This is a genomic window from Klebsiella sp. GW_Kp181, assembly GCF_040062315.1.
GTDB lineage: Bacteria > Pseudomonadota > Gammaproteobacteria > Enterobacterales > Enterobacteriaceae > Klebsiella > Klebsiella oxytoca.
Genome location: NZ_JBEAFR010000085.1, coordinates 149,079 through 174,409 on the forward strand (window position 1 = coordinate 149,079; position 25,331 = coordinate 174,409).

At 53.0% G+C, this 25,331-nt stretch carries 19 protein-coding genes; 15 read left to right on the forward strand and 4 right to left on the reverse strand.

The window, feature by feature from the left end:
• Window positions 1-5: 5 nt before the first annotated feature.
• Entirely contained in the window at window positions 6-2,666 is a 2,661-nt protein-coding gene (rcsD, locus tag ABLV11_RS25780) for a phosphotransferase RcsD (RefSeq protein ID WP_126489364.1), read from the reverse strand.
• A 771-nt stretch (window positions 2,667-3,437) separates the two neighbouring features.
• Between rcsD and ABLV11_RS25785 the strand changes: the two genes are divergently transcribed.
• The 6 genes from ABLV11_RS25785 to mgtE all read left to right on the forward strand — a co-directional run bounded on the left by ABLV11_RS25785 (window position 3,438) and on the right by mgtE (window position 10,802).
• Window positions 3,438-4,535: a porin OmpC gene (locus ABLV11_RS25785; protein ID WP_004103993.1), complete on the forward strand. Its 1,098-nt coding sequence runs from the start codon at window positions 3,438-3,440 to the stop codon at window positions 4,533-4,535.
• Between the two features lie 102 nt (window positions 4,536-4,637).
• The gene (gene apbE / locus ABLV11_RS25790) at window positions 4,638-5,690 is read left to right on the forward strand and encodes an FAD:protein FMN transferase ApbE (RefSeq protein WP_004103991.1); all 1,053 of its coding nucleotides are present in this window, start codon (window positions 4,638-4,640) and stop codon (window positions 5,688-5,690) included.
• Window positions 5,691-5,762: 72 nt separating this feature from the next.
• Entirely contained in the window at window positions 5,763-6,827 is a 1,065-nt protein-coding gene (gene ada / locus ABLV11_RS25795; RefSeq protein WP_163530348.1) for a bifunctional DNA-binding transcriptional regulator/O6-methylguanine-DNA methyltransferase Ada, read from the forward strand.
• Complete coding sequence (gene alkB, locus ABLV11_RS25800) at window positions 6,827-7,477, forward strand: DNA oxidative demethylase AlkB (RefSeq protein WP_348855998.1); 651 nt, start codon at window positions 6,827-6,829, stop codon at window positions 7,475-7,477. The genes ada and alkB overlap by 1 nt, the downstream gene beginning before the upstream one ends.
• Before the next feature lie 76 nt (window positions 7,478-7,553).
• On the forward strand, window positions 7,554-9,197 hold the full coding sequence (locus ABLV11_RS25805; RefSeq protein WP_049129130.1) for a multidrug ABC transporter permease/ATP-binding protein: 1,644 nt from the start codon (window positions 7,554-7,556) through the stop codon (window positions 9,195-9,197).
• Between the two features lie 168 nt (window positions 9,198-9,365).
• Window positions 9,366-10,802, forward strand: a complete 1,437-nt coding sequence (gene mgtE, locus ABLV11_RS25810; RefSeq protein WP_004103983.1) for a magnesium transporter — start codon at window positions 9,366-9,368, stop codon at window positions 10,800-10,802.
• Here mgtE and ABLV11_RS25815 read toward each other — a convergent pair.
• Window positions 10,765-12,012 (reverse strand): SulP family inorganic anion transporter, encoded by a 1,248-nt coding sequence (locus tag ABLV11_RS25815; RefSeq protein WP_224330007.1) that lies wholly within the window; start codon window positions 12,010-12,012, stop codon window positions 10,765-10,767. The genes mgtE and ABLV11_RS25815 overlap by 38 nt on opposite strands.
• A gap of 279 nt (window positions 12,013-12,291) precedes the next feature.
• On the opposite strand from ABLV11_RS25815, the gene mqo reads away from it, so the two are divergent.
• Window positions 12,292-13,926: a malate dehydrogenase (quinone) gene (gene mqo / locus ABLV11_RS25820; protein ID WP_126489362.1), complete on the forward strand. Its 1,635-nt coding sequence runs from the start codon at window positions 12,292-12,294 to the stop codon at window positions 13,924-13,926.
• Between the two features lie 45 nt (window positions 13,927-13,971).
• Here the strand turns inward: mqo and eco are convergent, their stop codons facing one another.
• Together eco and ABLV11_RS25830 are read right to left on the reverse strand one after the other, a co-directional pair.
• Window positions 13,972-14,463 (reverse strand): serine protease inhibitor ecotin, encoded by a 492-nt coding sequence (gene eco / locus ABLV11_RS25825; RefSeq protein ID WP_126489361.1) that lies wholly within the window; start codon window positions 14,461-14,463, stop codon window positions 13,972-13,974.
• A gap of 327 nt (window positions 14,464-14,790) precedes the next feature.
• Entirely contained in the window at window positions 14,791-15,897 is a 1,107-nt protein-coding gene (locus ABLV11_RS25830; RefSeq protein WP_004103976.1) for an AI-2E family transporter, read from the reverse strand.
• A 1,212-nt stretch (window positions 15,898-17,109) separates the two neighbouring features.
• Here ABLV11_RS25830 and ABLV11_RS25835 point away from each other — a divergent pair.
• The 8 genes from ABLV11_RS25835 to ABLV11_RS25870 all read left to right on the forward strand — a co-directional run.
• Window positions 17,110-17,286 (forward strand): hypothetical protein, encoded by a 177-nt coding sequence (locus ABLV11_RS25835; protein WP_158414355.1) that lies wholly within the window; start codon window positions 17,110-17,112, stop codon window positions 17,284-17,286.
• Window positions 17,283-19,655 carry a type VI secretion system Vgr family protein gene (gene vgrG / locus ABLV11_RS25840; protein WP_126489360.1) on the forward strand — a complete coding sequence of 791 codons (2,373 nt, stop codon included), beginning with the start codon at window positions 17,283-17,285 and terminating at the stop codon, window positions 19,653-19,655. The genes ABLV11_RS25835 and vgrG overlap by 4 nt, the downstream gene beginning before the upstream one ends.
• A 15-nt stretch (window positions 19,656-19,670) precedes the next feature.
• Window positions 19,671-20,477 carry a DUF4123 domain-containing protein gene (locus tag ABLV11_RS25845; protein WP_224250619.1) on the forward strand — a complete coding sequence of 269 codons (807 nt, stop codon included), beginning with the start codon at window positions 19,671-19,673 and terminating at the stop codon, window positions 20,475-20,477.
• A gap of 93 nt (window positions 20,478-20,570) precedes the next feature.
• The gene (locus ABLV11_RS25850; protein ID WP_049128287.1) at window positions 20,571-21,101 is read left to right on the forward strand and encodes a DUF3304 domain-containing protein; all 531 of its coding nucleotides are present in this window, start codon (window positions 20,571-20,573) and stop codon (window positions 21,099-21,101) included.
• Complete coding sequence (locus ABLV11_RS25855; RefSeq protein ID WP_126489359.1) at window positions 21,089-23,554, forward strand: DUF2235 domain-containing protein; 2,466 nt, start codon at window positions 21,089-21,091, stop codon at window positions 23,552-23,554. The genes ABLV11_RS25850 and ABLV11_RS25855 overlap by 13 nt, the downstream gene beginning before the upstream one ends.
• 6 nt (window positions 23,555-23,560) lie before the next feature.
• Complete coding sequence (locus ABLV11_RS25860; protein ID WP_016809482.1) at window positions 23,561-23,827, forward strand: PAAR domain-containing protein; 267 nt, start codon at window positions 23,561-23,563, stop codon at window positions 23,825-23,827.
• The gene (locus tag ABLV11_RS25865; RefSeq protein WP_126489358.1) at window positions 23,824-24,963 is read left to right on the forward strand and encodes a hypothetical protein; all 1,140 of its coding nucleotides are present in this window, start codon (window positions 23,824-23,826) and stop codon (window positions 24,961-24,963) included. The genes ABLV11_RS25860 and ABLV11_RS25865 overlap by 4 nt, the downstream gene beginning before the upstream one ends.
• Window positions 24,953-25,331: hypothetical protein (locus ABLV11_RS25870; protein ID WP_237761165.1), on the forward strand; the 379-nt coding region annotated here is incomplete at its 3' end. The genes ABLV11_RS25865 and ABLV11_RS25870, both read left to right, overlap by 11 nt.

Below are 25,331 nucleotides of genomic sequence, written 5' to 3' on the forward strand. Positions count from 1 at the left end.
CCTTGCTACAGCAAGCTCTTGACGTAGTCGTCAATGTCGCTGATATATTTTTCTATGCCTTGCGCATCTTTTTCTCGGATCAGATGCTCAAGCGTTTCACATAACTGCTTGCCGGGTACCAGATTTAGCATAGCAAACGCCCCTTTGAGGCGGTGAGCGGTCTGCGCCAGCGCGGCGAAATCGCCCGTTGCCCGTTCATTATACAGCCTCTTAACATCATCTGGTACCGTGTCAGCAAACAGCGTGTAATAGCCGCTGGCATGCAGTTCGGCGTTACTTTCGCTACCGGCAGAGGAAGGCTGCTCCTCTTCCTCTGCAAGCTGCTGCTCAATCAATTGCAGGATAGCTTCCTGCAGCGCAGCGCTGATATTAAAGTTTACGCGGAGCTGACCAGGACCAATCTTATGAACCCGGGCTTCATCATCGCTTAAAAGCAAGCCCGAAGCAGTAAGATTAGACGGATTATCCGTTAAAAAGAGATCATATTGTTGACTTGTGATTCTGTCATCCGGCGTGATGCAGGTGGCCCCCCAGCTCTCCAGCTGGCGAGTCACAATACGGCGGACTTCATTGGCGGTCACATCAAGCAATATCACCACGTCATCCAGCAGATGTTCCCCTGACTCACTCTCCTCTGCGCTGGCGGCCATTTTTAAATGCAGGGAGTAGCGGGTACCCAGCGACTCGCGTGCTTTGATATTGAGCTGCCCGCCGAGCTTGCGCGTCAGGCGATCGCAGAGCCAGAAGGTGAGGGCGTTGGCCTTGCCGTAGAGGTCTGCCTGCGTATCGTTGAGGAACGGAAAGTGCATATTGTCAATTTCGTTTGCGGAAACGCCGTTGCCGGTATCGAGAATACGGAAGGTCAGACGATCTTCCGCTGATTCATCTTTACTCACTTCCAGAGTGATTTTGCCAATAGGCGTGGTGGTAACCGAATACTGGATAAGCAGTAAAAGCGTACGGCGCAGGGCGTCGCGATCGCCGTAGCGTTGCTCATTGGCCGGCAAAGCGTTGTTAATCAGCAGCTGTAGACCCTTGCGTTTGATGATAGGTAGCACTTCAGGCACCACTTCATCTATCAGTTCCTGAATCGAGAATAGACCCTGAGCGCTCTTCCAGCTATCGCTCTCCAGCAGGTTTGCCAGCTCGATTTCATCTACCAACTGCACCAGTTCGTCCGCATGCTGGGCCAGCCTGCGGCTTTCTGCCATGCCGAGCGCCGCGGCTTCTTCCGCCAGCGTCTGCGCCGGCTGCCTGAGCGCCGCGCCGATATGCTGCATAAACGCCGTGCGGCCCTGCTGATTTTTCTCATACAGACGCTGGGCCTGCTTAAGTTTCTTATTCACCATCACCTCACGGTCCTGATCGCGAATAATAAAAATTTGCGTTCGTGGCGAAACCTGACTGCGGAACTGACGGATTTCATACAGTTCATTGTTCACCGTCGCCTGGATCACGCCCTGATGCTGATCGGCCATATTAATGATGTTTTGCAGGTTCAGATGCGGCAGCAGATGATCGGCGATCGGATTGCTGATCACCGTACGGTTAGCCTCCAGATCGTGCACCAGCAGCCCGAGCGGCAGCAGGGAAACGATCTCTTCGTGAATGGCGCGCTGAGCGCGTAGTTCACTATTGGCTGCCGAGGAGATAGCCGTTCCCGCGACGCTTTTACGTCCGCTGTAGTGACGGAAGGTGGTAAATCCGAACAGCGCCAGCGCCAGCAGACCAATGTTCAGCAACAGCGGCAGTAAAATATTTTGCAGCGATTCCAGAATCAGCTCGCTAAAGGGCACCATCCAGACCAGGCGCATACCGGTGGTATTAATGGTCGTGATAATTTCAATCTGCGGGCCGTTAAAGTTAATGCTGACGATGTCGGCAGCTTCTTTATCCGGATTGCTGGTTCCGTTCTGCGAGGGATCGGGCTCCAGGCGGAAACTCTCCAGAGACATACTCGGCGGAATGAGGTCGTTAATGGGCAGATCGAAGGCCACTACCGTCGCCAGATGACCGGGCTGGTTAAAGGTGGTGCGTAAGGTGAAGTAGTAGCCGTTTTGCCAGGCGAGGTGGCGCAGCGACGAAAACGTCTCGCGTTCATCAAGGGTATTGGCCTGCAGCAGCATCTCAGCCCGGCGTGATTCAACGACGCTGCTTATCGTCGATTCTTTGAAACTGGAAGAGAGATCTTTTAACGGCAGCGTTGAAACCAGTATCAGGCTGTTATCCAGGCCGTTGAGATAATACATTGACCAGGGAATCGTCTCGGCGCCCCACAGGATATCGAGATAGTTGGAGATTTTTTGCGTCATTTCCAGCGTTGAGCCGTCATGAGAGCCAAAAATCAGCGCTTCGGTTTTGCGCCGCGGTTTCTCCAGATAGTAAACATCCTGCTTTAAACGCGTTTCCTGCAACCCGGTTTCGGAGGCTGAGCTGGCAGAGGTTGCGGCGATGTTGTCATAGATTTGCCAGGTGGCGTAGCGCCAGGTGTCAATACGTTTATGCAAGTCGTAGCTGACATCGACAACCTGGTAGCTTTTATCTTTTAGCCAGGCGTTAACGGCGCTTTGGATCATGACCCCCATCGTCGCCAGCAGGACGATGACCATGAGAATAAAGAAGCGGGTAATGTTGCCGGGTATCAGGGAAAATTTTTTCGGGGTCATCGTGTGAGAGTACGACTCATCAGTGTGTGTAAACGGACTGTTGCACCAAGTTAACCGGGGGCAGCGCAGATGCTACGAACAGTATAAAGGTTAACGTCCAAAATCCATACATCTGAATACCCTACAATGACTTTTTTGCCTTGAGATTTATCTTAAACCAGTAATGCGAGCAAAGATGTACACCGCAGTTGTTTTTGTACAATTATTGACGGATTACCTTAGGGAAATAGCACTAAATAACAAGAAATTATATAAATAGCGTTGAGCTTAGACGTAAGTTGTTTGATTAATAACCGTTATTTTTTTCACGAGTAGCATGGAATAATTAAAGATGTGTAAAGAAGGGTAAAAAAAACCGGATGCGAGGCATCCGGTTGAAATAGGGGTAAACAGACATTCAGAACTGAATGACGGTAATAAATAAAGTTAATGATGATAGCAGGATTAATTTTAGTCGCAGACGAGAATTTTGTTTTACCATTCAGTGCTATAGAGATGTAACCATGTAACTCATTGACAGGGATTGAAAATTTTTATTTTTTGATTATTAGTGCTTATTTAGTTGCGCATTTGTGGCAGAAAAAAAGTTCCCTTGCATTTACAAATTGAAACATCTTGTGGGTATTTTGAAACATCTTAGAAGTTTTAGTATCATATTCTTGTTGGATTATTCTGCATTTTGCAGCACAATGAAATAGCCGACTGATTAGAAGGGTAATCAGTAAGCAGTGGCAATAATAAAAGGCATATAACAAACAGAGGGTTAATAACATGAAAGTTAAAGTACTGTCCCTCCTGGTACCGGCTCTGCTGGTAGCAGGCGCAGCGAATGCGGCTGAAGTCTATAACAAAGATGGCAACAAATTAGACCTGTACGGTAAAATCGACGGTCTGCACTATTTCTCTGACGACAAATCTTCCGATGGCGACCAGACCTACATGCGTCTGGGCATCAAAGGCGAAACTCAGATCAACGACCAGCTGACCGGTTACGGCCAGTGGGAATACAACGTTCAGGCGAACAACGTAGAAGGTTCTGACAAGCAGTCCTGGACTCGTCTGGCATTTGCGGGTCTGAAATTCGGCGACGCGGGTTCTTTCGACTACGGTCGTAACTACGGCGTAGTATACGACGTGACTTCCTGGACCGACGTTCTGCCGGAATTCGGCGGCGACACCTACGGTTCTGATAACTTCCTGCAGTCTCGCGCTAACGGCGTGGCGACCTACCGTAACTCCGACTTCTTCGGTCTGGTTGACGGTCTGAACTTTGCTCTGCAGTACCAGGGTAAAAACGGTAGCACCAGCGGTGAAGGTTCCACCAACAATGGTCGTGACTGGAATAAACAGAACGGCGACGGCTACGGCACCTCTCTGACCTATGATATCTATGACGGTATCAGCGCTGGTTTTGCGTACTCTCACTCTAAACGTACTAGCGATCAGAACACCAAAGCAGCACTGGGCCGCGGCGACAACGCTGAAACCTACACCGGCGGTCTGAAATATGACGCCAACAACATCTATCTGGCGTCTCAGTACACCCAGACCTACAACGCAACTCGCGCCGGTTCCCTGGGCTTTGCTAACAAAGCGCAGAACTTCGAAGTGGTTGCTCAGTACCAGTTCGACTTCGGTCTGCGTCCGTCCGTGGCTTACCTGCAGTCCAAAGGTAAAGACCTGGGACGTGGCTACGGCGACGAAGATCTGCTGAAATATGTTGATGTAGGCGCGACCTACTACTTCAACAAAAACATGTCCACCTACGTTGACTACAAAATCAACCTGCTGGACGAAAACAACTTCACCCGTGCTGCCGGTATCTCTACCGACGACATCGTTGCTCTGGGCCTGGTTTACCAGTTCTAAGCACGCTTAAGTTTGAAAAAAGGCGCCGATGGCGCCTTTTTTTATGCCCGGTTTAACCTTGCTGGTGTACTCTTTGGGCCTTAGCAAGAGGAAGCCAATTTTATGGACATGACATTTTTCCGCGCCGCCCTGTTCGGGGCCCTGGTATTACTTTCAGGTTGTGATTCAGCCACTTCTCCCCAGACGCCAAAATCCGCCGCTACCGTACTGGACGGTAAAACCATGGGCACATTCTGGCGGGTCAGCGTCATAGACCTTGATCAGGCGAAGGCCGAGGCGCTGCGTCAGAAAGTTCAGGCTCAGCTGGATGCTGACGATCGTCTGCTTTCCACCTGGAAGAACGATTCAGCGTTGATGCGCTTTAACCATTCGCCGGAGACATCGCCCTGGCCGGTCAGCGAGGCGATGGCGGATATCGTGACGATGTCCCTGCGAATTGGCGCTAAAACTCACGGCGCTATGGATATTACCGTCGGGCCGCTGGTCAATTTATGGGGCTTTGGCCCGGACAAACAGCCGGTAAAAACGCCGGATCCGCAGCAGATTGCCGATGCCAAAGCGCGTAGCGGCTTACAGCATCTGACGGTGATCAACCGGGCCGACGGGCAGTATCTGCAAAAAGACATTGCGGATCTGTTCGTCGATCTCTCCACCGTCGGTGAAGGCTACGCTGCCGATCATCTGGCGCGCCTGATGGAACAGGAGGGGATCTCGCGCTACCTGGTCTCGGTGGGCGGGGCGCTGGTGAGCCGGGGCATGAATGCCGAAGGTCAACCGTGGCGGGTCGCGATCCAGAAACCGACCGATCGCGAAAATGCGGTACAGGCGATCGTCGATATTAACGGCCACGGTATCAGTACCTCGGGCAGCTATCGCAACTACTATGAGCTGGACGGCAAGCGCATCTCGCACGTCATCGATCCGCAAACCGGGCGACCAATCGATCACAAGCTGGTTTCGGTGACCGTTATCGCTCCGACGGCGCTGGAAGCAGATGGCTGGGATACCGGGCTGATGGTATTGGGGCCGGAAAAAGCGCAGGAGGTGGTGCGTGAACAGGGGCTGGCGGTCTATATGATTGTCAAAGAGGGGGAGGGGTTTAAAACCTGGATGTCTCCGCAGTTCCGCGCTTTCCTGGTTGGCGAGAAAAATTAAACCGCAAGATTTCGGGTTTTTGCTAACGGACTTCGGCCCAGACTGAAGTTACACTTACAGCAGGAGTCCGTGATGAAACCGATAATGTTTGATACCGATGAGCGCCGCTGGCAGGCAGTATGCGAACGCGATACCGGCGCCGATGGTCAGTTCGTTTTTGCCGTGCTGACTACCGGCGTTTGCTGCCGTCCGTCCTGCCGCTCTCGTCGCGCGCTGCGGGAAAATGTTCGCTTCTATCCTGATGTCGATACCGCGCAGGCGGCAGGCTTTCGCCCGTGCAAACGCTGCCAGCCGGAAAACAGCGATCCGCAGCAGCAGAAGGTAGATAAAGTCGCTGCCGCTTGCCGTCTGCTGGAGCAGGAGACGCCGATAACGCTGGAAGCACTGGCACGCCAGCTTGCGGTCAGCCCCTTTCATTTCCACCGCCTCTTTAAATCCGTGACTGGTATGACCCCCAAAGCCTGGCAACAGGCCTGGCGCGCTCGCCGTTTACGCGAAGCGTTAGGGCAGGGGGCGAAAATTACCGACGCGGCGCTATCCGCCGGTTTCCCGGATAATAGCAGCTACTATCAGCAGGCTGACGCCGCGCTGGGGATGACCGGCCGTCAGTTTCGCCGCGGCGGTGAGAATATGGACATTACCTGGGTATGCGGCGACGGGCCGCTGGGGCGCTGCCTTGTGGCTGAGAGCGAACGGGGAATCTGTGCCGTGCTACCGGGAGATAGCGACAGCTCGCTGTATGATCAATTAGCCAGCCTGTTCCCCAATGCGCGACTGCATCCAGGCGATGAAGTCTTTCGCCTGCGGGTTGCGCAGGTCTTTTCTCATCTTAACGATCATCGCCAGCCGTTTTCTTTGCCGCTGGATCTGCGCGGCACGGCTTTTCAGCTTCAGGTCTGGCAGGCGCTGCGCCAGATCCCGGCGGGGGAGACCCGCAGCTATCGCCAGGTGGCGCAAAGTATGGGGCGTCCCCGCGCGGTGAGGGCGGTGGCCAGCGCCTGTGCCGCCAATAAGCTGGCGCTGGTTATCCCGTGTCATCGTGTGGTTCGCGAGGATGGGGCGCTATCCGGCTATCGTTGGGGAACGGCGCGTAAGGCGCTGCTGCTGGCGCGAGAAGCGCAATACGAGGAGACATAATGCTCGATCTTTTTGCCGATACGCCGCCCTGGCAGGAGCAACTGGATCCGGGGGCGATAATTTTGCGCCGCTACGCCCGTGAACGCGCGCCAGCGCTTTTGCAGGCAATCACCGATATTGCCCATCGTTCGCCTTTTCGTCAGATGGTTACCCCCGGCGGCTATACGATGTCGGTGGCGATGACCAACTGTGGCGAGCTGGGCTGGACCACGAACGCGCGCGGCTATCTCTATGCCAGCGACGATCCGCTGACGGGAAAGCGCTGGCCGCAGATGCCGCCGCTTTTCCGCGAGCTGGCCTCAGAGGCGGCGGCGGCGGGCGGCTATGCGCACTTTACCCCGGATGCGTGTCTTATTAATCGCTATCAGCCCGGCACAAAGCTGTCGCTGCATCAGGATAAAGACGAGCGCGACCTGCGGGCGCCGATCGTCTCCGTCTCGCTGGGGTTGCCGGCGATATTCCAGTTTGGCGGCCTGCGGCGTAGCGATCCGCTACAGCGGGTGCTGCTGGAGCACGGCGATGTGGTGGTCTGGGGCGGCGAATCACGGCTGTTTTACCACGGCATTCAGCCGCTAAAAGAGGGTGTTCATCCGGATACCGGCTCCTGTCGCTACAATCTCACTTTCCGCCTGGCAGGGAATAAAGAATAAAAATAAGAATTATTCTTGCTGTCATCGTCGAGCAGTTTAAACTGCTGGCTGTTTTTGCTTGCCCGGATTACGCGTTATGGAACTTCTTCTTCTTGTCTGGCGTCAGTACCGCTGGCCGTTTATCTCCGTCATTGCCCTGAGCCTGCTGAGCGCGGCGCTGGGTATTGGGCTTATCGCCTTTATTAACCTGCGCCTGATAACTATCGTCGATACCTCCCTGACGGTACTGCCGGAATTTCTGGGACTATTATTGCTGCTGATGGCGGTCACCCTTGGCTCGCAACTGGCGCTTACTACGCTCGGCCACCATTTTGTTTATCGCCTGCGCGGGGAATTTATTAAGCGCATTCTGGATACGCAAATTGAGAAGATCGAGAAAATCGGCAGCGCGTCGCTGCTGGCCGGGTTAACCAGCGACATCCGCAACATTACCATTGCTTTCGTGCGTCTGCCGGAGCTGGTACAGGGGATTATTCTGACCTTTGGTTCCGCCGCTTATCTGGCCTGGCTGTCCGGAAAAATGATGCTGGTTACCGCGCTGTGGCTGGCGTTAACCATCTGGGGCGGATTTGTGCTGGTGTCGCGGGTCTACAAGCACATGGCCTCGCTGCGCGAAACCGAAGATAAGCTGTATCACGATTATCAAACGGTTCTCGAAGGACGCAAAGAGCTCACCCTTAATCGCGAGCGCGCTGAATATGTATTTAATCAGCTCTATCTCCCGGACGCGCGCGAATACCGCCACCATATTGTCCGCGCCGATACCTTCCATCTGAGCGCGGTCAACTGGTCGAATATTATGATGCTGGGCGCGATTGGCCTGGTCTTCTGGATGGCTAACAGCCTGGGCTGGGCCGATACGGCGGTGGCGGCCACCTATTCGTTGACGCTGCTCTTCCTGCGCACGCCGCTGCTCTCTGCGGTTGGCGCGCTGCCGACTCTGCTCAGCGCTCAGGTGGCATTCAATAAGCTGAATAAGTTTTCGCTCGCGCCCTACCGCGCTGAATTCCCGCAGGCGCAGGTGTACCCCCACTGGCAGACGCTCGAGCTGCGCGATATTACCTTCCATTATCCCGACAACAGCTTTGCGGTCGGGCCGATTAATCTGACTCTCAGGCGCGGCGAGCTGGTATTCCTGATTGGCGGCAACGGGAGCGGAAAATCGACGCTGGCCATGCTGCTGACCGGTTTGTATCAGCCGGTTTCTGGACAGATCCTGGTTGACGGGAAGCCGATGGCGGCGGATAAGCCGGAAGATTACCGCAAGCTTTTCTCGGCGGTCTTTACCGACGTCTGGCTGTTCGACAGGCTGCTGGGACCGGAAGGGAAGGCGGCCGATCCGGCGCTGGTGGAGAAGTGGCTGGGCTATCTGCAAATGAACCATAAGCTACGGCTGGACGATGGCAAAATTCTCGACCTGAAGCTGTCAAAAGGGCAGAAAAAGCGCGTGGCGCTGCTGCTGGCGTTAGCGGAAGACAGAGATATCATCATGCTGGACGAATGGGCGGCAGATCAGGACCCCCATTTCCGCCGCGAATTCTATCAGGTGCTGCTGCCGCTGATGAAGGAGATGGGCAAAACCCTCTTTGCCATCAGCCATGACGATCACTACTTTCAGCACGCCGACAGGCTGCTGGAAATGCGCGGCGGCCAGCTCTCGGAGCTGACCGGAAATGAGCGCGAACTGGCGACCCGCGATGCGGTTGCCCGTACCGCCTGATCGGTTTACGCCGTCCCGGAGGCGTCAGTCGACCTCCGGGGTATCTGCAGGCTGCTGTTTTTTCCGTCGACCGAATTTATAGCGGTTATTATTTCCGCCTCCTCGCGCTATGCTTAAGGCTTCCGGCCTGCTGGTCTGACAGATATTTTTACAAGGATTGCCTGACCGATGTCCGTTTTGCACAAAAAAAGCGCCAGATTGCGCGATGAAGAGCGCGCCCGCCTCATTTGGCTCCTGAGCACCGATAAAGCCGTCACATCTTCACTGCTGGGTAAATTAACCCTCGCTGAACGCTACGATGACAGTACCCTGGCCGACGATCTGGCGGAAGTGGAAATGCTGGTTTCACACCTGCCGCCGCCGGATCTTGCCGATGCGCTCGAAGCGCTGCCCTATGATGCGCGCAACGCGCTCTGGCGGCTGGTCGCCGATGATAAGCGCGGCAAAGTGCTGCTGGAGGCGTCGGAAAGCGTCTGGGGCGATCTCATCGAAGAGATGAGCGATCACGATCTGCTGTTCGCGCTGCAAAATCTCGATATCGATGAACAGGTTTACCTGCTGCAGCACTTGCCCCGCGATCTGACCGGACGTTTACTGGCCACCCTGCCTGCGGATAAGCGCGCGCGTATTCGCCAGATGATGCGCTACGCCGACAATACCGTCGGCGCGATCATGGAGTTTGAGGTCATTACCGTCCGTCCGGAAGCGACTCTCGCAGCGGTGCAGCGCTATCTGCGGCGACTAGGTAAAATGCCGGAGAATACCGATAAACTGTTTGTGACCACCCGCAATAAGCTGCTGCTCGGCGAACTCGAGCTGCAAACCATTCTGCTTAACGATGCGCAGAAGCGGGTAGGGGAAGTGATGGAAGGCGATCCGGTGACCTTCCAGCCGCACGAAGACGCGGAGAAAGTGGCGCGTACCTTTGAACGTGATGACTTACTTAGCGCCGCGGTGATTGATGCCGACGGCAAGCTGATGGGACGTTTAACCATTGATGAGATCGTTGACGTGGTCTATGAGGAGACGGATAACGATTTACGCCGCATGGGCGGCCTGAGCAACGATGACGACGTGTTTGCGCCGGTGAGCAAAGCGGTGAAGACCCGCTGGGCCTGGCTGGCGGTGAATCTGTGCACCGCGTTTATCGCTTCCCGCGTGATCGATGGCTTCGAACATACTATTTCCCAACTGGTGGCGCTGGCGTCGCTAATGCCGATTGTCGCCGGGATTGGCGGCAACACGGGCAACCAGACGATCACCATGATCGTGCGGGCAATGGCGTTACAGCATATTCAGCCGGGAAGTTTTACCTTCCTGATCTTGCGCGAGATGGGCGTTGCGCTGATCAATGGGATCGTCTGGGGCGGGATTATGGGGGCTATCACCTGGTGGCTATACGACGATCCGCAACTGGGCGGCGTGATGACGTTGGCGATGATGCTCAATCTACTGATGGCGGCAATGATGGGCGTCATTATCCCAATGGTGATGGTCAAGCTGGGACGCGACCCGGCGGTCGGCTCCAGCGTAATGATTACCGCGATTACCGACACCGGCGGATTCTTTATTTTTCTTGGGCTGGCGACGCTTTTTCTGATGTAGCCTGCGCTTGAGTCCGCAGACGGCGGGGGATCAGAGCCATTGAGATCAGCCCTGCCAGAACGCCGATTGCCAGATTGCTGGTGCCGACGGTTGCGCCGACGGTCACCAGCATCACCAGCGTTTCCGGCCACGGATTGCGCGCCAGCTCAGTTGGACGAATACTGTGCCAGCTAAAGGTCTTCACCGCGACAATCACCATCACCCCGGCGAGCACGGCCATCGGGATTTTTGCCATCACTTCGCTTAAGGCAGTCACCAGCAGGAGCAGCACCAGGCCTGCGGCAACGGTCGACACGCGGCTGCGCGCTTTACCCATTTCAACATTAACGATGGTCTGGCCGATCATCGCGCACCCGGCGATACCGCCATAGAACCCGGCGAGAATGTTGGCGATGCCCAGACCCGCGCTCTCGCGCGCTTTGCTGGAAGGCGTTTGGGTTAAATCATCCACCAGCTTTGCCGTCAGAAGCGACTCCATCAGGCCGACAAAAGCGATACTCAGCGCGCAGGGCCAGATGATGTGCAGCGTGGTTAAATTCAGAGGCACTATCAGGCTGGTTAACCCCGGTAGTCCGCCGCTCATTGAGCCTTCATCGCCGACGGTCGGCAGCAGCTGGCCGCTGAAAACGGTAAACAGCGTCAGCAGTACGATAGCGATGAGCGGAGAAGGGATTGCCTTTATATAGCGCGGCACCCACAGCACAATCAGCAGCGTTAACACGAACAGGCCGATAATCAGCGGCTGCTTGCTCCAGAAATGCGGTACCTGGGCAAAAAAGATGAGAATACCCAGCGCGTTAACAAAACCGGTCATCACCGGCTGCGGAATAAAGCGCATCAGGCGCGCCATGCCGCAAATGCCAAACAAAATTTGAATAACGCCGGCCATTATGACCGCCGGGAGAATGTAGCCGACGCCATATTGATGCACCATCGGACCAATCACCAGCGCTACCGATCCGGCGGCGGCGGTGACCATCGCCGGTCTGCCGCCGAGAACCGACATCGCCAGGCACAGCACTACGGAGGCAATCAGGCTGACTTTCGGATCAACGCCAGCGATAACCGAGAAGGAGATGACCTCGGGGATTAGCGCCAGTGCGGTGAGTACGCCCGCCAGCGTTTCACGCGTCAGCAGCGCGGGCGAGCGCAGGATCTGGCCTAATGCGCCAGCGTTGCTGGAGGTAGCGGAATCAGAAACAGGGGGCATAAAAAAATTTCGCAGAATTTAAAAAATTTGGGCCATGATCGGTCGCTGGTTACGTGCGGTCGGTCACAAAACCGAGGATAATAGCGCGGAAGCGCCTCTGATACCAGTACAAAATGTGATTTATGATACACATTTATTAAACATTTTTATAACAGATCTCAAAACTCAACTTAAAATTTAAACAATATTTAAATTTTTTTTCTTCAGTGTTACCTTTGAAGCCGAGAATCGTTTCACCTGCGCTAAATAAAAAAGCGAGTAAAGTAAGGCTCAAATCCGATGAAGAAAAAGATGGCCGTACCCAGCTCACAGGCGGTTGGTTCCAATAACACTCGGACCAACACCCGCCATGAGCAAGAGACGGATGTATTGTTGATTGGCGGCGGCATCATGAGCGCCACGTTGGGAACCTGGCTGCAGGAACTGGAGCCGGATTGGTCTATTACCATGGTCGAGCAGATGTCCAGCGTGGCGGAAGAGAGCTCGAACGGATGGAACAACGCGGGTACCGGCCACGCGGCGTTGATGGAGCTGAACTATACGCCGCAAACCGCTAACGGTATCAACATCGATAAAGCGGTCGACATCAACGAATCCTTCCAGATTTCTCGTCAGTTCTGGGCCCATCAGGTGACCCGGGGCATTCTGAAAAAGCCTAAATCCTTTATTAACAGCGTGCCGCACATGAGCTTCGTATGGGGCGAAAACAATGTTAACTTCCTGCGCGCTCGCTATGCGGCTTTACAACAAAGCGAGCTGTTCCGCGGTATCCGCTACTCTGAAGATCATCAACAAATAAAAGAGTGGGCTCCGCTGGTGATGGAAGGACGCGATCCGCAGCAGAAGGTGGCCGCGACCCGCTCGGAGGTGGGTACCGACGTGAATTACGGCGAAATCACCCGTCAGCTGATCGCCGGGCTGCAAACCCATGATAATTTCTCTCTCCAGCTGGGGACCGTGGTGCGCCGTTTTAAGCGCAACGCCGACAAAAGCTGGACCGTTACGCTGGCGGATGCGAACAACCGCCACCAGAAACGGGTTATCAAGGCTAAATTTATCTTTATCGGGGCCGGCGGCGCCGCGCTAACCCTGCTGCAGGAAACCGGTATTCCGCAGGCTAAAGAGTACGCGGGCTTCCCGGTCGGCGGACAGTTCCTGGTGTGTGAGAACCCGGAAGTGGTTAATCACCATCTGGCCAAAGTCTACGGTCAGGCCGAGGTTGGCGCGCCGCCGATGTCGGTTCCGCACATCGACACCCGTATTATCGACGGCAAGCGCGTGGTGCTGTTTGGGCCGTTCGCAACCTTCTCGACCCGCTTCCTGAAAAACGGTTCGCTTTGGGATCTGCTGGCCTCGACCAACACCTCGAATATCATGCCGATGCTCAACGTGGGGCTGGATAACTTCGATCTGGTGAAGTATTTGATTAGCCAGGTGCTGCAAAAGGACAAAGATCGTCACGCGGCGCTGTGTGAATACTATCCGGAAGCGCGCAAAGATGACTGGCGCTTATGGCAGGCTGGCCAGCGCGTGCAGATTATCAAGCGCGATGAGAAGAAGGGCGGCGTTCTGCGCCTCGGTACCGAGGTCGTCAGCGATGACGAAGGCACCGTAGCCGCGCTGCTGGGCGCCTCGCCGGGAGCTTCCACTGCGGCGCCGATTATGCTGCAGCTCATGGAAAAAGTGTTCAAAGAGAAGATCAACTCAGCGGAGTGGCAGGCGAAACTGAAAGCGATTATACCAAGCTACGGTACGCGTCTGGACGGCAACGCTGCGGAAATTGAAAAGGCGCTGGCGTGGACCAGCGAAGTGCTGGAACTGCACTACGAGCCGGTTACGGTGGCTGATGAGGTTCCGCAGGCGGAGCTGAAGCCGCTGCCGGAAGGTAAACCGGTCGCTGATATTGCGCTTTAACTTCTTCTCCGGCGGCTCAGGCCGCCGGATTCACTCGTACAGGGATTAACGCACAACGGCCGTGCCGATGGTTTCGTCCGCTCTCCAGATACGATATTTCACATCGATGTTGGCCGGGGTATAAACCACGATTGGCAGCTTACTGTTGTAACGCAGCATTCCCGCATCGCCCAGACCTGCCATCACAAACTGCTTCTCTTTTTTACCATCCGGACAGGCCATCATGGTCGAGACGGGAGAAGTCACTTTATCAAATACGTAGTAGTCGTAGCCCCAGCCTTCAAGGGTTTTGCTTTCCAGCTGACCGCCAAGACGATGACGATTGCAGTCGACTTCCAGCGTTTGGCCAATCATCAGCTCCACTTTTAACGTCGACTCATCCGGCTGCTGCGGCAGCTGAATCACCTGACGCTTCATCCCTTGCTCCGCTTTAGGGTAGGGAGCGATTTTTTCCAGCGGCTGTTCAGCTGCAACGGCGCTGGCGGAAACGCAGGCAAGAGCCAGCATGGAAGCGGCAAACGTAGTGATTTTTTTCACGTGAGTAATCCTTTGTTATCAATCCTCAACGGCATAAGAGTAGCATTTATCCGCTGATTGATAAGTGCTATTTACCAAAATTTTCATAAATAGCAGTTATAAATTCTGTTTATGAGAGGGAACGTAGTCGTTAACTACTTCCCATAAGCTTAACGTCTCGGTTTAAGACGGGCGCTGAGAACGGGGTTTCATCGCAGTCGAGCAGGGGGGGCCCCTGCGTTTTGCTGTCCCGCGCTGTTTTTACTTATTTACCGCTCAGATAAAACGCCGATCGCCACCTGACGGGATGGCAGCATTTTACCTGTAAAGCGCTGCAATACAGCGCTGCTACTCTTCGTGATTTTTACCTTCTTCGAGGAAATCTTCATCAAGCTCATCGATGTTTCCAGCGTGATCGCGTCCGGAGAGAAGGTTCCAGCAGGCGATAAACAGCGCGGCGATCAGCGGGCCGATCACAAAACCATTGATGCCGTAAATTTCCATTCCGCCGATCGTGGTGATCAGGATCAGGTAGTCCGGCATTTTGGTATCTTTACCAACCAGTAAAGGTCGCAGAATGTTATCCACCAGCCCTACGATGATCACAAAGAAACCGACGATAAACGCGCCCTGCCAGAGCTGCCCGGTCGCGAAGAGATAGATTGCCGCTGGAACCCAGATAATCGCCGAGCCCACCGCCGGGATCAGCGACAGAAACGCCATCAGCGCGCCCCACAGGATGCTGCCATCAATCCCCACGATCCAGAACGCCAGTCCCCCAAGCGCGCCCTGCGCAAGCGCCACCGCGACGGTGCCTTTTACCGTCGCCCGGGAGACGGCGGCAAATTTAGCGAAAAGATGCTGCTTCACGTGATTCGATAGCGGCAGGGATTCAAGGATCAGTCTGACCAGATACGGGCCATCTTTGAGCAGGAAAAACAGCAGATAAAGCATGATGCCGAAGCTGACGGTAAAGCCGAAGGTCCCTTTCCCAATCAAGAATGCGCTACCGGCCAGGTACTGGCCTCCTTTCAGCGCTACGTCTGAAAGCTGGCGCTGAATCTGTTCCGCGCTATCGAGATTATGCTCAGAAAGGAAGCTCCTGGCCCATTCCGGCAGGTGAGCAAACAGGCTGGCTACCACGGTCGGGAACTGGGTGTCATTATGCTGCAGTTTGGTGTAAACCACGTTGAGCTCGAAGGCCAGCGACGAAAGAATGATCGCCAGCGGGGTAAAGACAATCAGGCAGATAATGACGATGGTCAGCAGCGCCGCCAGGCCGTTGCGCTCGCCGAGCCGATCGCGCAGTTTGTTTTTCACCGGGTGGAAGATCACCGCCAGAATGGCCGCCCATAAAATGGCTGAATAATAGGGGGAGAGAACGTCGAAAAAAGCCAGGGTGACGATCAGCACGATCAGGATGAAAAATCCCTTCGTAAGTCCATTAACTCTCATGTAAATCCTTCAGAAAAATGACGTGTACAGTCAAATAATAGAAGTTTCTCCACAATTTACAATCATAGCTGCTGCGGCGATGTGTAGAAGAGCGGTATTGATGGGAGATATCATTTCTGCTCATACTTTAGACACACCGGCAGAATGGAGTCGCGCTATTTTTGTTCTCGCTTTCTCTGTCCGGCTCGCCAGGACGAGTAATCAGTCGTTGAGACTGCCTGGTATTATTTGGCTCTTTTATATGAAATTCTCTTTCCATTATTATCACGATATTAATACCCTCTATTATTATTCCCTTGCAGCGGGTATGCATGACAATATTTAAACGTCTACTGATTGTGCTGAGTGTTTTCAGTTTCAGGAATAATTATTATCCCTTGCGTGCATTGATTTATATCAATTAAATGGTTTTATTTATATATGAATGCAATGTTTATTCATACGTCTGCTATGAATTTAGTCATTGCGCGGAATGAATAATTAGTATTTTTTCTCAGAGAGTTGAATTTCTTAATTGAAACCCTGGTTAAAAGCGGGAGGCTTACTGGTTGACCTGTTACAATGCTTTGTTCTACTATGGTTTTATTCAGGCTATTCAATTATTTTTCTCTAAGGTCCCTCAAAGGAAGAGATTGCTATGGCCACTACGACTCAGAATAAAAGCCGGGTTAACGTATTAATTTACCCTTAAGACTGTATATCGGTGGCGTACAGAGGAGTGTCGATCTACGACTAAAACTTCTTACCACCAGCGATTGTCGGTCGTAATACAGCAGCCGTTTATTCTCTGAAGGAGAAAAAATCATTATCAATAAAAATTATTTCAATGTCGGGCTATTTTAATTTAGCCCGGACATAAGCTTCAACGTGCAAAATATGCTGGCAGGGACGGTTCGGAATAAAAGTTGATGCTGAATGTTGCCTGTATTAAAGACTTTAATCAGGAAATAGCTGGTCGAAGAGATCGTAACATCGCGCCATGCTGGCGACGCCGCTCTAATTGCTGGCTTCTTAATAACGCTACTTTTCAGGAAATAACCTGGAAATATTTTAAAAGCCCCTGGGTGGTCAGAAGCGTTAGCTGACGAAATGCGCGAACCTGGCAAAAACACACAATCAGCCTGTCAGACCTGATGCGCTTTGGTAAGTGAACAGCGACGGGCGGTAGCGTGCCCGCAAACGATAAAGAGAGATTCCTGTGAAAACCCCGCCATGCCGCAACGCCAACTTAATCCCGGCTGTACCTGTGCTGTAGAAGGAGTGCGCCAGACCCGGGCGTGCGGGCAAATCCTGCCCGGTCACTGTCAGCCGGCGCAGACGGGCCCGGTTCCGGCCTGCAATAAAGAGGAGCGGCCTGCGATGACGTTTGAGAAAGAGGTGAGCGAATGAGTGATATCCCGGCGCAGCAGTTCAGCCACAACCATCCTCTGTTAACGGTGCGCGGCTGCCGCGCCCTCCTGGACGTGCTGGCCTTTGAAGGCGATGAGGCCCTGAGCGAACCGTTCAGCTACCAGATTGAATTCACCAGCGCCGACAAAACCCTCACGCCGCAGCAGATGCTGATGCAGGATGCCGCCTTCACCCTGCAGGCCCCGGTTGACCAGGGCTTCGGGGTAAAAATCCGGCAGCCGGTACGCACGATTCAGGGCGTGGTGACGGCGTTTGAGCGCCTTTCCGCCTCCCGGGACGAAACGCATTATTCCCTGACTCTGCAGCCGCGTCTGGCGCTGCTCTCCCGGAGCCACCAGAACCGGATTTACCAGGATATGTCGGTGCCGGATATCGTGGAGCATATCCTGCGCACCCGCCACGGCATGCGCGGGGAGGACTTTATCTTCACGCTGGCGCAGGCGTACCCGCGGCGCGAGCAGGTGATGCAGTACGGCGAGGACGACCTGCGCTTTATCACCCGCCTGCTGAGTGAGGTGGGTATCTGGTTCCGCTTCACCGCCGACACCCGGCTGAACATTGACGTGGTGGAGTTTTACGACGACCAGCGGCACGACGGGCTGGGACTGATTCTGCCGTCGGTGCCGCCCTCCGGCCAGCACGACAGCGGTACCGAGTCGGTGTGGGCGCTGAAAAGCCGGCATCGCGTGGTGCCGCAGTCGGTGTTCACCCGGGACTATAACTACCGCAACGCGCCGGCGGAGATGAGCCTCAGCATCGATGTCAGCCGGGGCGACAGCACCACTTACGGCGAGGCGTACCACTGGGGGGATAACTACCTGACGCCGGGCGACAGCCATCCGCGCGACCCGGCGCCGGAGAGCGGGGCGTTTTATGCCCGCCTGCGTCACGAGCGCTATCTGAACGACCAGACCCGGCTGAGCGCAAAGAGCAGCTGCGCGACGCTCGCCCCCGGTCAGGAACTGAAGGTGAGCGGCGGCGAAGAGGTCACCGGCACCTTCCGTGAGAGGGTGGTGATAACCCACATCCACAGCCGCGGCCGGCGCGACCGCAGTTTTGAGGTGGCCTTCCACGCCATCCCGTATTCGGAAGATTACGGCTTCCGCCCGGCCAGTATCGCCAGGCCGGTGATGGCCGGGACGCTGCCGGCGCGGGTCACCAGCACGAAAAGCAGTGATATCTACGGCCATATCGACCGCGACGGGCGTTACAGGGTCAACCTGCTGTTCGACCGCGACCACTGGCCGCCGGGGGAAGAGAGTCTGTGGGTACGCCAGGCGCGCCCGTATGCCGGTGACACGTACGGCCTGCATCTGCCGCTGCTGGCGGGCACCGAGGTGGCCATCGCCTTTGAACAGGGTGACCCGGACCGGCCGTATATAGCCGGTGTCCTGCACGACTCGGCGCACCCGGACCCTGTCACCATCCGGAACTATAAACGTAACGTGCTGCGCACGCCGGCGAACAACAAAATCCGCCTCGACGACGCGCGGGGAAAAGAGCACATCAAGGTCAGCACGGAGTACGGCGGCAAGAGCCAGCTGAACCTGGGGCATCTGGTGGACGGCGGAAAACAGCCGCGCGGGGAGGGATTCGAGCTGCGTACCGACAGCTACGGAGCGATACGGGCCGGGAAAGGGATATTCATCACCGCTGATGCGCAGATGAAAGCGCAGGGGCAGGTACTTGAGATGGGGTCAGCAATAAGCCTTGTTAAAGGTGCTATTCATCAGGCTACTGAGTGGGGAGAGATTGCTGAGAGTCATCATAACGTGCAACCCGACGCACAATGCTTACGTGACTATTTAAAAGCGGCCGAACGGCTTCAAAAACCCGCTATGTTGTTGACAGCCCCTGCTGGAGTAGGGATTGTCAGTCCGGATACAGTGATGCTACAGACGGGGAAAGCACTCTATGCCCAAAGTATGGGCGAAGTACATATTGCCAGCAGCAAACGCATTGCGCTTAATGCTAATTACGCTATTTCTTTATTAGCTCAAACAGAGGGAGTAAGGATTGTCTCTGGTAAGGGGCCTTGCGAACTGGAATCGCATACAGATACTCTGTCTATTACTGCGCTCAAAGATATTACTATTCAGTCCACGCAGGGCCATTTGCAATTGACAGCCAAAAATGGGATTACCCTGGCATGCGGTGGCGCGTATATTCGGTTGTCTCCCGATGGTCGAATTGAAATACATGGGCCTGGTTTGTTAAGCCTTAAGGGAAAACATGTATTTGAAGGTCCGACAAGGCAGGACTTTCCATTACCAGAACTCCCACAATCGATTTGTAAAGAGTGTCTATGTAAAGCACAGGAAGCTGCCGCTGGATTTATCCCTCGCTAACTAAAAGGATATCAAATGGACGCAGATACTGATAATTCAATATTAAATTGGTTAAAACAGATCGAACAAGTGTGTGCTTGTCTGGATACCGTGTCAGTAAATATTATTGTGGATCAGGCTGGGGATGCCCCCTCTTTAGTTCATGATTTGATGCGGTTTCAACCGCAGATTGCCTGGGTTTCGCTATTAGAGAATGAACCGGAAAATGAGTTTATTGAAGATGCGCCTCTTTTTTTGCAATTATGTATTGATGTATGGCAGCACAAAGAGTGGTTGTCAGCCTTACTTCGGCAATATAATGATCCGGCGCGAATATTGCTCTTTTTTTCTGTGTGTGATTTTAGTTCGTTGGCAAAACATTTGCAGAACCTGATTATTGCGGAATGGGAGGGCCGTAAGGGCTTAATGCGATTTTATGATACCCGAGTATTCCCGGCGTTGGTAACGTCAGTATTGACTGAGCAACAAAAAAATTATTTTCTACATATTGCGCAACTATGGAGCTGGCGTAATCGCGATGGGCAATCCGTCTGGTTTCGGGGTGAAAACTGTGAATATAACTTTAGCGAGACGACATTATTAACGCTTACCGATGCTCAATACAGCCAATTAGGTATGATTAGTGATATCGAAGGATTTATCAGAAAATATCACTTCAGGCATCCTGAGTTTACAAAGCAAACATTATTTAATCATTTGTGGCAGCGATTGCAGATGATGGATGAAGAAAAACCGCTTGATAATGAGCGCTTTTTTAGTGAGTATTTATCGGGAGGGGGGGGTGAACAGCAAACCATCGATAAAAAGAAGAGACCTGATTAATAATGGCTCTGTAATTTTTCGCGCATAATTCATTGGTGTGTATCCTAAAGCCAGCATGCGCCTACATGAGTGAGACAAAGAGTAAAAATAAATATGATCAAGATGCTTACTAAATGCAGGGGCTATACGCTGTTTTTGTTTGCGGCATTATTATTGACCAGTTGTGAACAACCGGAAACCTGGAGCAGCGGTGATTTGCGTGGGGTTAACCATACACGCCAGGAGATTCCCGGCTTCAGCGTCAACGGCAGTATCGGGCCGAATATTGGTTCCTTCGGGGAAAAGGGAGGAGCTTGTTGCATTTCCCTGCCTGATAAATGGCGACCAGGTTTAAAGGCTGATGTTGTGTGGGTGGTCAGTACGACTTCAGACATAATCAACTTTCCTGGATATGAGGATTGGGAGAAATATAAGGCATGGGAAAAAAAAGTTATAGAGGGGAGGGTTAAACACTACACCACAGTCGATATTCCCGACTACGGTGACAGGAAATGCGGATTAACCGTCCATTTTTTGCCCTGTAATCAAATCAAGGTTACTGCCTCTTGCAAAACATATGGTGCCGCTGAATATCCGATTAAAGAGCCCCGTGAAATGGAGGAGCCTGAGCAATGCCCCAAATGAATGTCAGGTCGGTTTTAGCACCTCCGTATTTCCCCGCTGAAGGCCGGTTGCCCAAAAATATTGACTTGGTACAAGCCAATGTAGATTTACAGACACGTGAGGAGAAGGAGTTTAAACTAACGCTGAATGCGCAAAATGGTCTTAATAATACCCCTCCTTGTTGTAAAAGCCTGCATGTCAGCCTATTTTTTGACGGCACTAATAATAATGAAAAAGCAAGCGCTGAGGCAAAAAGACCGAACCCCAGCAATATCGCCCGACTTTATCATACGGCGCTTGAAGATATCGATAGCGGATATTATAGCTACTATATACCCGGTGTGGGGACTGCTTTTCCGGAAATTGGCGAGTTGGATTTTAGCGATGCGGGGTTAAGATATGCCACGGGGGGAGAGGCGCGAATTAATTGGGCACTGCTGCGCATTGTCGATGCCGTCAGGCATACATTAACCGGAGAACGTCTGGGTGATAGCGAAGCGAAGGGGTTGGCACAGTCTCTTTCAAGGGACATGGCAGGCAAGGCGAAAGTAAACAAACCAATAAGAACGATGAGGCGGCAGGTCGTATTCCGTCACCTGTTTGCCCCACTGCGCGCTAGAGCGAAAACCCATCAGCCGAAAATCCTCAAAATCAAGCTGTTTATCTACGGTTTCTCCCGCGGCGCCGCCGAGGCGCGCGCCTTTGTGAACTGGTTAACGGACATCCTGGATGCGGCATTGCTACAGGAGAAAACTCCGCAACCCACTCTGCTGGGCTGGCCGATAGCCGTTGAGTTTCTTGGTCTCTGCGACACCGTGGCCTCGGTAGGGATTGCACGCATAGCCCCTGGATTTCAGGGGCATATGGCGTGGGCGGATGATAATCTGGCGCTGCCGGATGAAAGTCAATTCCCCGGATTTATTCAGCGCTGCTGCCATTTTGTCTCCGCTCACGAGCAGCGTTTGTGCTTTCCGCTCGATTCTGTCAGACGCACGGAGGGAAATTACCCCGCCAGTACCTTTGAGGTGGTTTACCCTGGTGTTCACTCTGACGTGGGCGGCGGCTATGCCCGGGGGGAGCAGGGGAAGAGCGTTGAGGATGCGCTGATTCTCTCGCAGATTGTGCTGCACGATCTTTATGCCGCAGCCTTTGCTATGGGCGCCCCCCTGATGGTACCGGAACAGATGATCCCGCCCGATTTAGTATCGCGTAAGCCTTCACGGAATATGAGTGAGGACGTTCTGCAGGAATTTAAAATCAAACAACCGCTTATCGAGCGCTTCAATGCCTGGCGCACCACTTTGCAGCCAGACCTGCCGCAGAACGCCACCTCTGGTTATCAACCTGTTGACCTGAAGCATGCGCTGGAAAATGTGATTGAACAGCAGATGGCGTGGATAACTGCCTGGCGTATAGGACGTTTTGCGAATGGCAGTTACCAGCGTCAGTCCTTTTATCAGGAAGCGGCATGGAATAGTGGGGATACGGACCAGCAGCACCGTGACGCAAGTGAGAGGGCGCGTGATGAAAAACAGAATGAGCGTGAAAAGGCTCGCAAGATAATACCGGATACGCCGGGAGTACCAATATTCGAACCTGCTCTCGATCAGCAGCAGTTGCAGCAGGCAGCGGACGAATTTCGTGCAGATTATCACGCTCTCTCTCCTTACACGGTAGGCATGACGCGGAATAACACTGGCGGTGGATGGCAGATGCTGGTTGATGGCATCGGTGGGAGGATTACGTACATCTTCGATCCTGACGATCAGGCGGCTGAATATACGCAGATGAAAACCGCGGCTAACTCGTTAAAAGGAATACTCTTTAAAGACGATCGTGGCGCGATTACCGATGATAGTCACTATGCCCAAGTTTGTAAGTTGTATGACGATCATATTCATGATTCACGTGCGTGGTTTATGCAATCTAGTCTGGGGTATCGCGAACTGTGGGCGGGTTATTTTCGCTACCGTACCATTTATAGCGGGGATGATGCTAATAAAGAGACTTCTTTGTTAAAAATGAGCCAAAAAGGTGGCGAGGTGCTTATTGGCGTAAATATTTATTTAGTTGCTGAGGAAAATAAAGCATTTGCCGCAGTGGATCGGGGTGTGGATAAGTTAGGAAACGTCATGAAAGACGGCATGGAATTATCGGCACAGGCGCAGCACCTGGAGAATGAGGCTATCGCTGCCAGAAATAAAAAGATCCGTGAAATGGGCGGGAAAGTTATCCGTGGCGTGGTCGAGAAAGTAAGGCATATGTCTTCTATGCAAACATGTCCTGTTTCCGATATCAATGGCGAAATGATATGCCAGGTTCCGCTATATGTGAATATAGTTTTCCCCACGCGTAATGTTACCCAGTTACGCAAAATTTATAATCAGCAAGAAGCAGCGAGTGATAAAAAACAGTTGGATGAACTGGTGGAAAATTTAAATAACTTTGTCGAGCCAGCCAGTAACAGGAGATAGCCGGCAATGAGCGCGTTAAAAAAAATAGTCCGACAGGGCGATACTTTACGGGAATATGGTGGAACTGTCTTATCCGGGAAATATCTTGCTTTTGGCAAGCCTATTGCCCGCGTGGGGGATGCGGTGCAGTGCAATAAGCATGGAGCTACAACAATTATTGAGGGAGCAGCAGGAACCATGATTGATGGTAAGTCTGTTGCTCTGGATGGACACCGTTGCACCTGCGGTTGCGCTTTGGTGAGTTCATTACAGGAGATGGATATCGCGCTATGAAATATCCGCGGCTTTATCCTGATTACCGGGGAGTTGTTCCCCCCTGTAAAAAACGCTGGGGAGTGGCATGGCTGGTGGGTAATTTACTGTTTACATTTTTTATCCTCTGGTTATGGCCTTTAGACAAGGCCACCCATACTGCAGAATTCTGGTTCTGGACTGCCGTTTTTCCTACCCTTTTTATCGGATTTCTGTTTGCTGCACGAGTCTTGATTTATCAGGTGGCTTCGGGGAATCAACGGGCTTATCGCCATATACTGCAGCAGGAGGAAGTGCGATGGTGGCGGCAACGAGCGGCCGGACTTCCGATAGAACCATGGTGTTTGCTGGGGCCGGGCGGTGATAAACCAGAGCATCATCTGGCTGCTCTGGCGCGAGATAGCTCTCCGCCAGAATATTTAATAACCCAGCATGGTTTCAGGGTTTTGCGTTGCCCACAAATACTGGAAAACGACATTTGGCGCCGGGAGGCGGCATTAACTCGACATTTAGTGCGCACGTTGATTGAGACATACGCATTAAAAAGCTCATGTCCTCCAGTATTTCAGGCGTTGTACTGGTGTGGTTCGTCACAAGCGGGGCAACAGTTTATGCAGACGTTATGTGATTCAGGATGGCAGTTTCAGCAGCCGCTTTTACCGCTGAACGATATCGATCAGTTAGATGATGCTATCGACCATTACCATCGTCTCTCCCGGCATAAAAATAGATTACTGTGTGCTGGCATTTATTCGGCGAGCCACATCGACTCTACGCAGATTACCGGAGAAGCAGGGTTTGTCTGGTGCGTCGGGGTAGAAAAAAAAGTTATCGTGCAACGTGCTGAACGGCAGGATATTCCAGATGAAACCGCCCTGATGCTAACCAGGCAGGTTGAAAAAATTTCCCTTATGACTTCTCCGCCTGAACACTGTCTGTCATTTAATAACCGTGCAGCAGAATATTTGCAATCGGGAGGATGGCCGACGCTGGAACACATCCTTGCCCCATATTGGGGGGACCTGCAGCAAATGTCCCCATTTGTTGCAATTTCTATGGCTGCCTTCAGAAGCCTTGAGGCTGGGCAATCATGTGGATGGATAGCCCAGGATCAAATGCGTAAATGTATTATTGGAGTAATTACCATTGATAAATGATAAGGAACATCAAGGCTCTCTTTTTCGCCAGTTCATCTGGTGTTCAGTAACGATCACTCTATTTCTGGTGATTATTGGTTGCCTGTATTGGTTTTTAAAGGACGCGCTCGGTTTACCTCCCTTCACATTACAAATGTTCCTGCTATACCTTGCAGGAGCGTGGTTTTTACTGATGTGGTTATCACCTTTTATTCTGCAAGGTTGGAATGCTTTGGCGCGAGCCGAGGCTTTAAACAAGATTTATCATCCAGGACCCGCCACACATCAACAAACCCTGGATGCAAATTCGCATTATCTTACTGAACTGCGTCAGTATCTCCGCCGCCGCTATACCCGTTTCTGGCGCCACAAAGTCCGCCTGCTGCTGG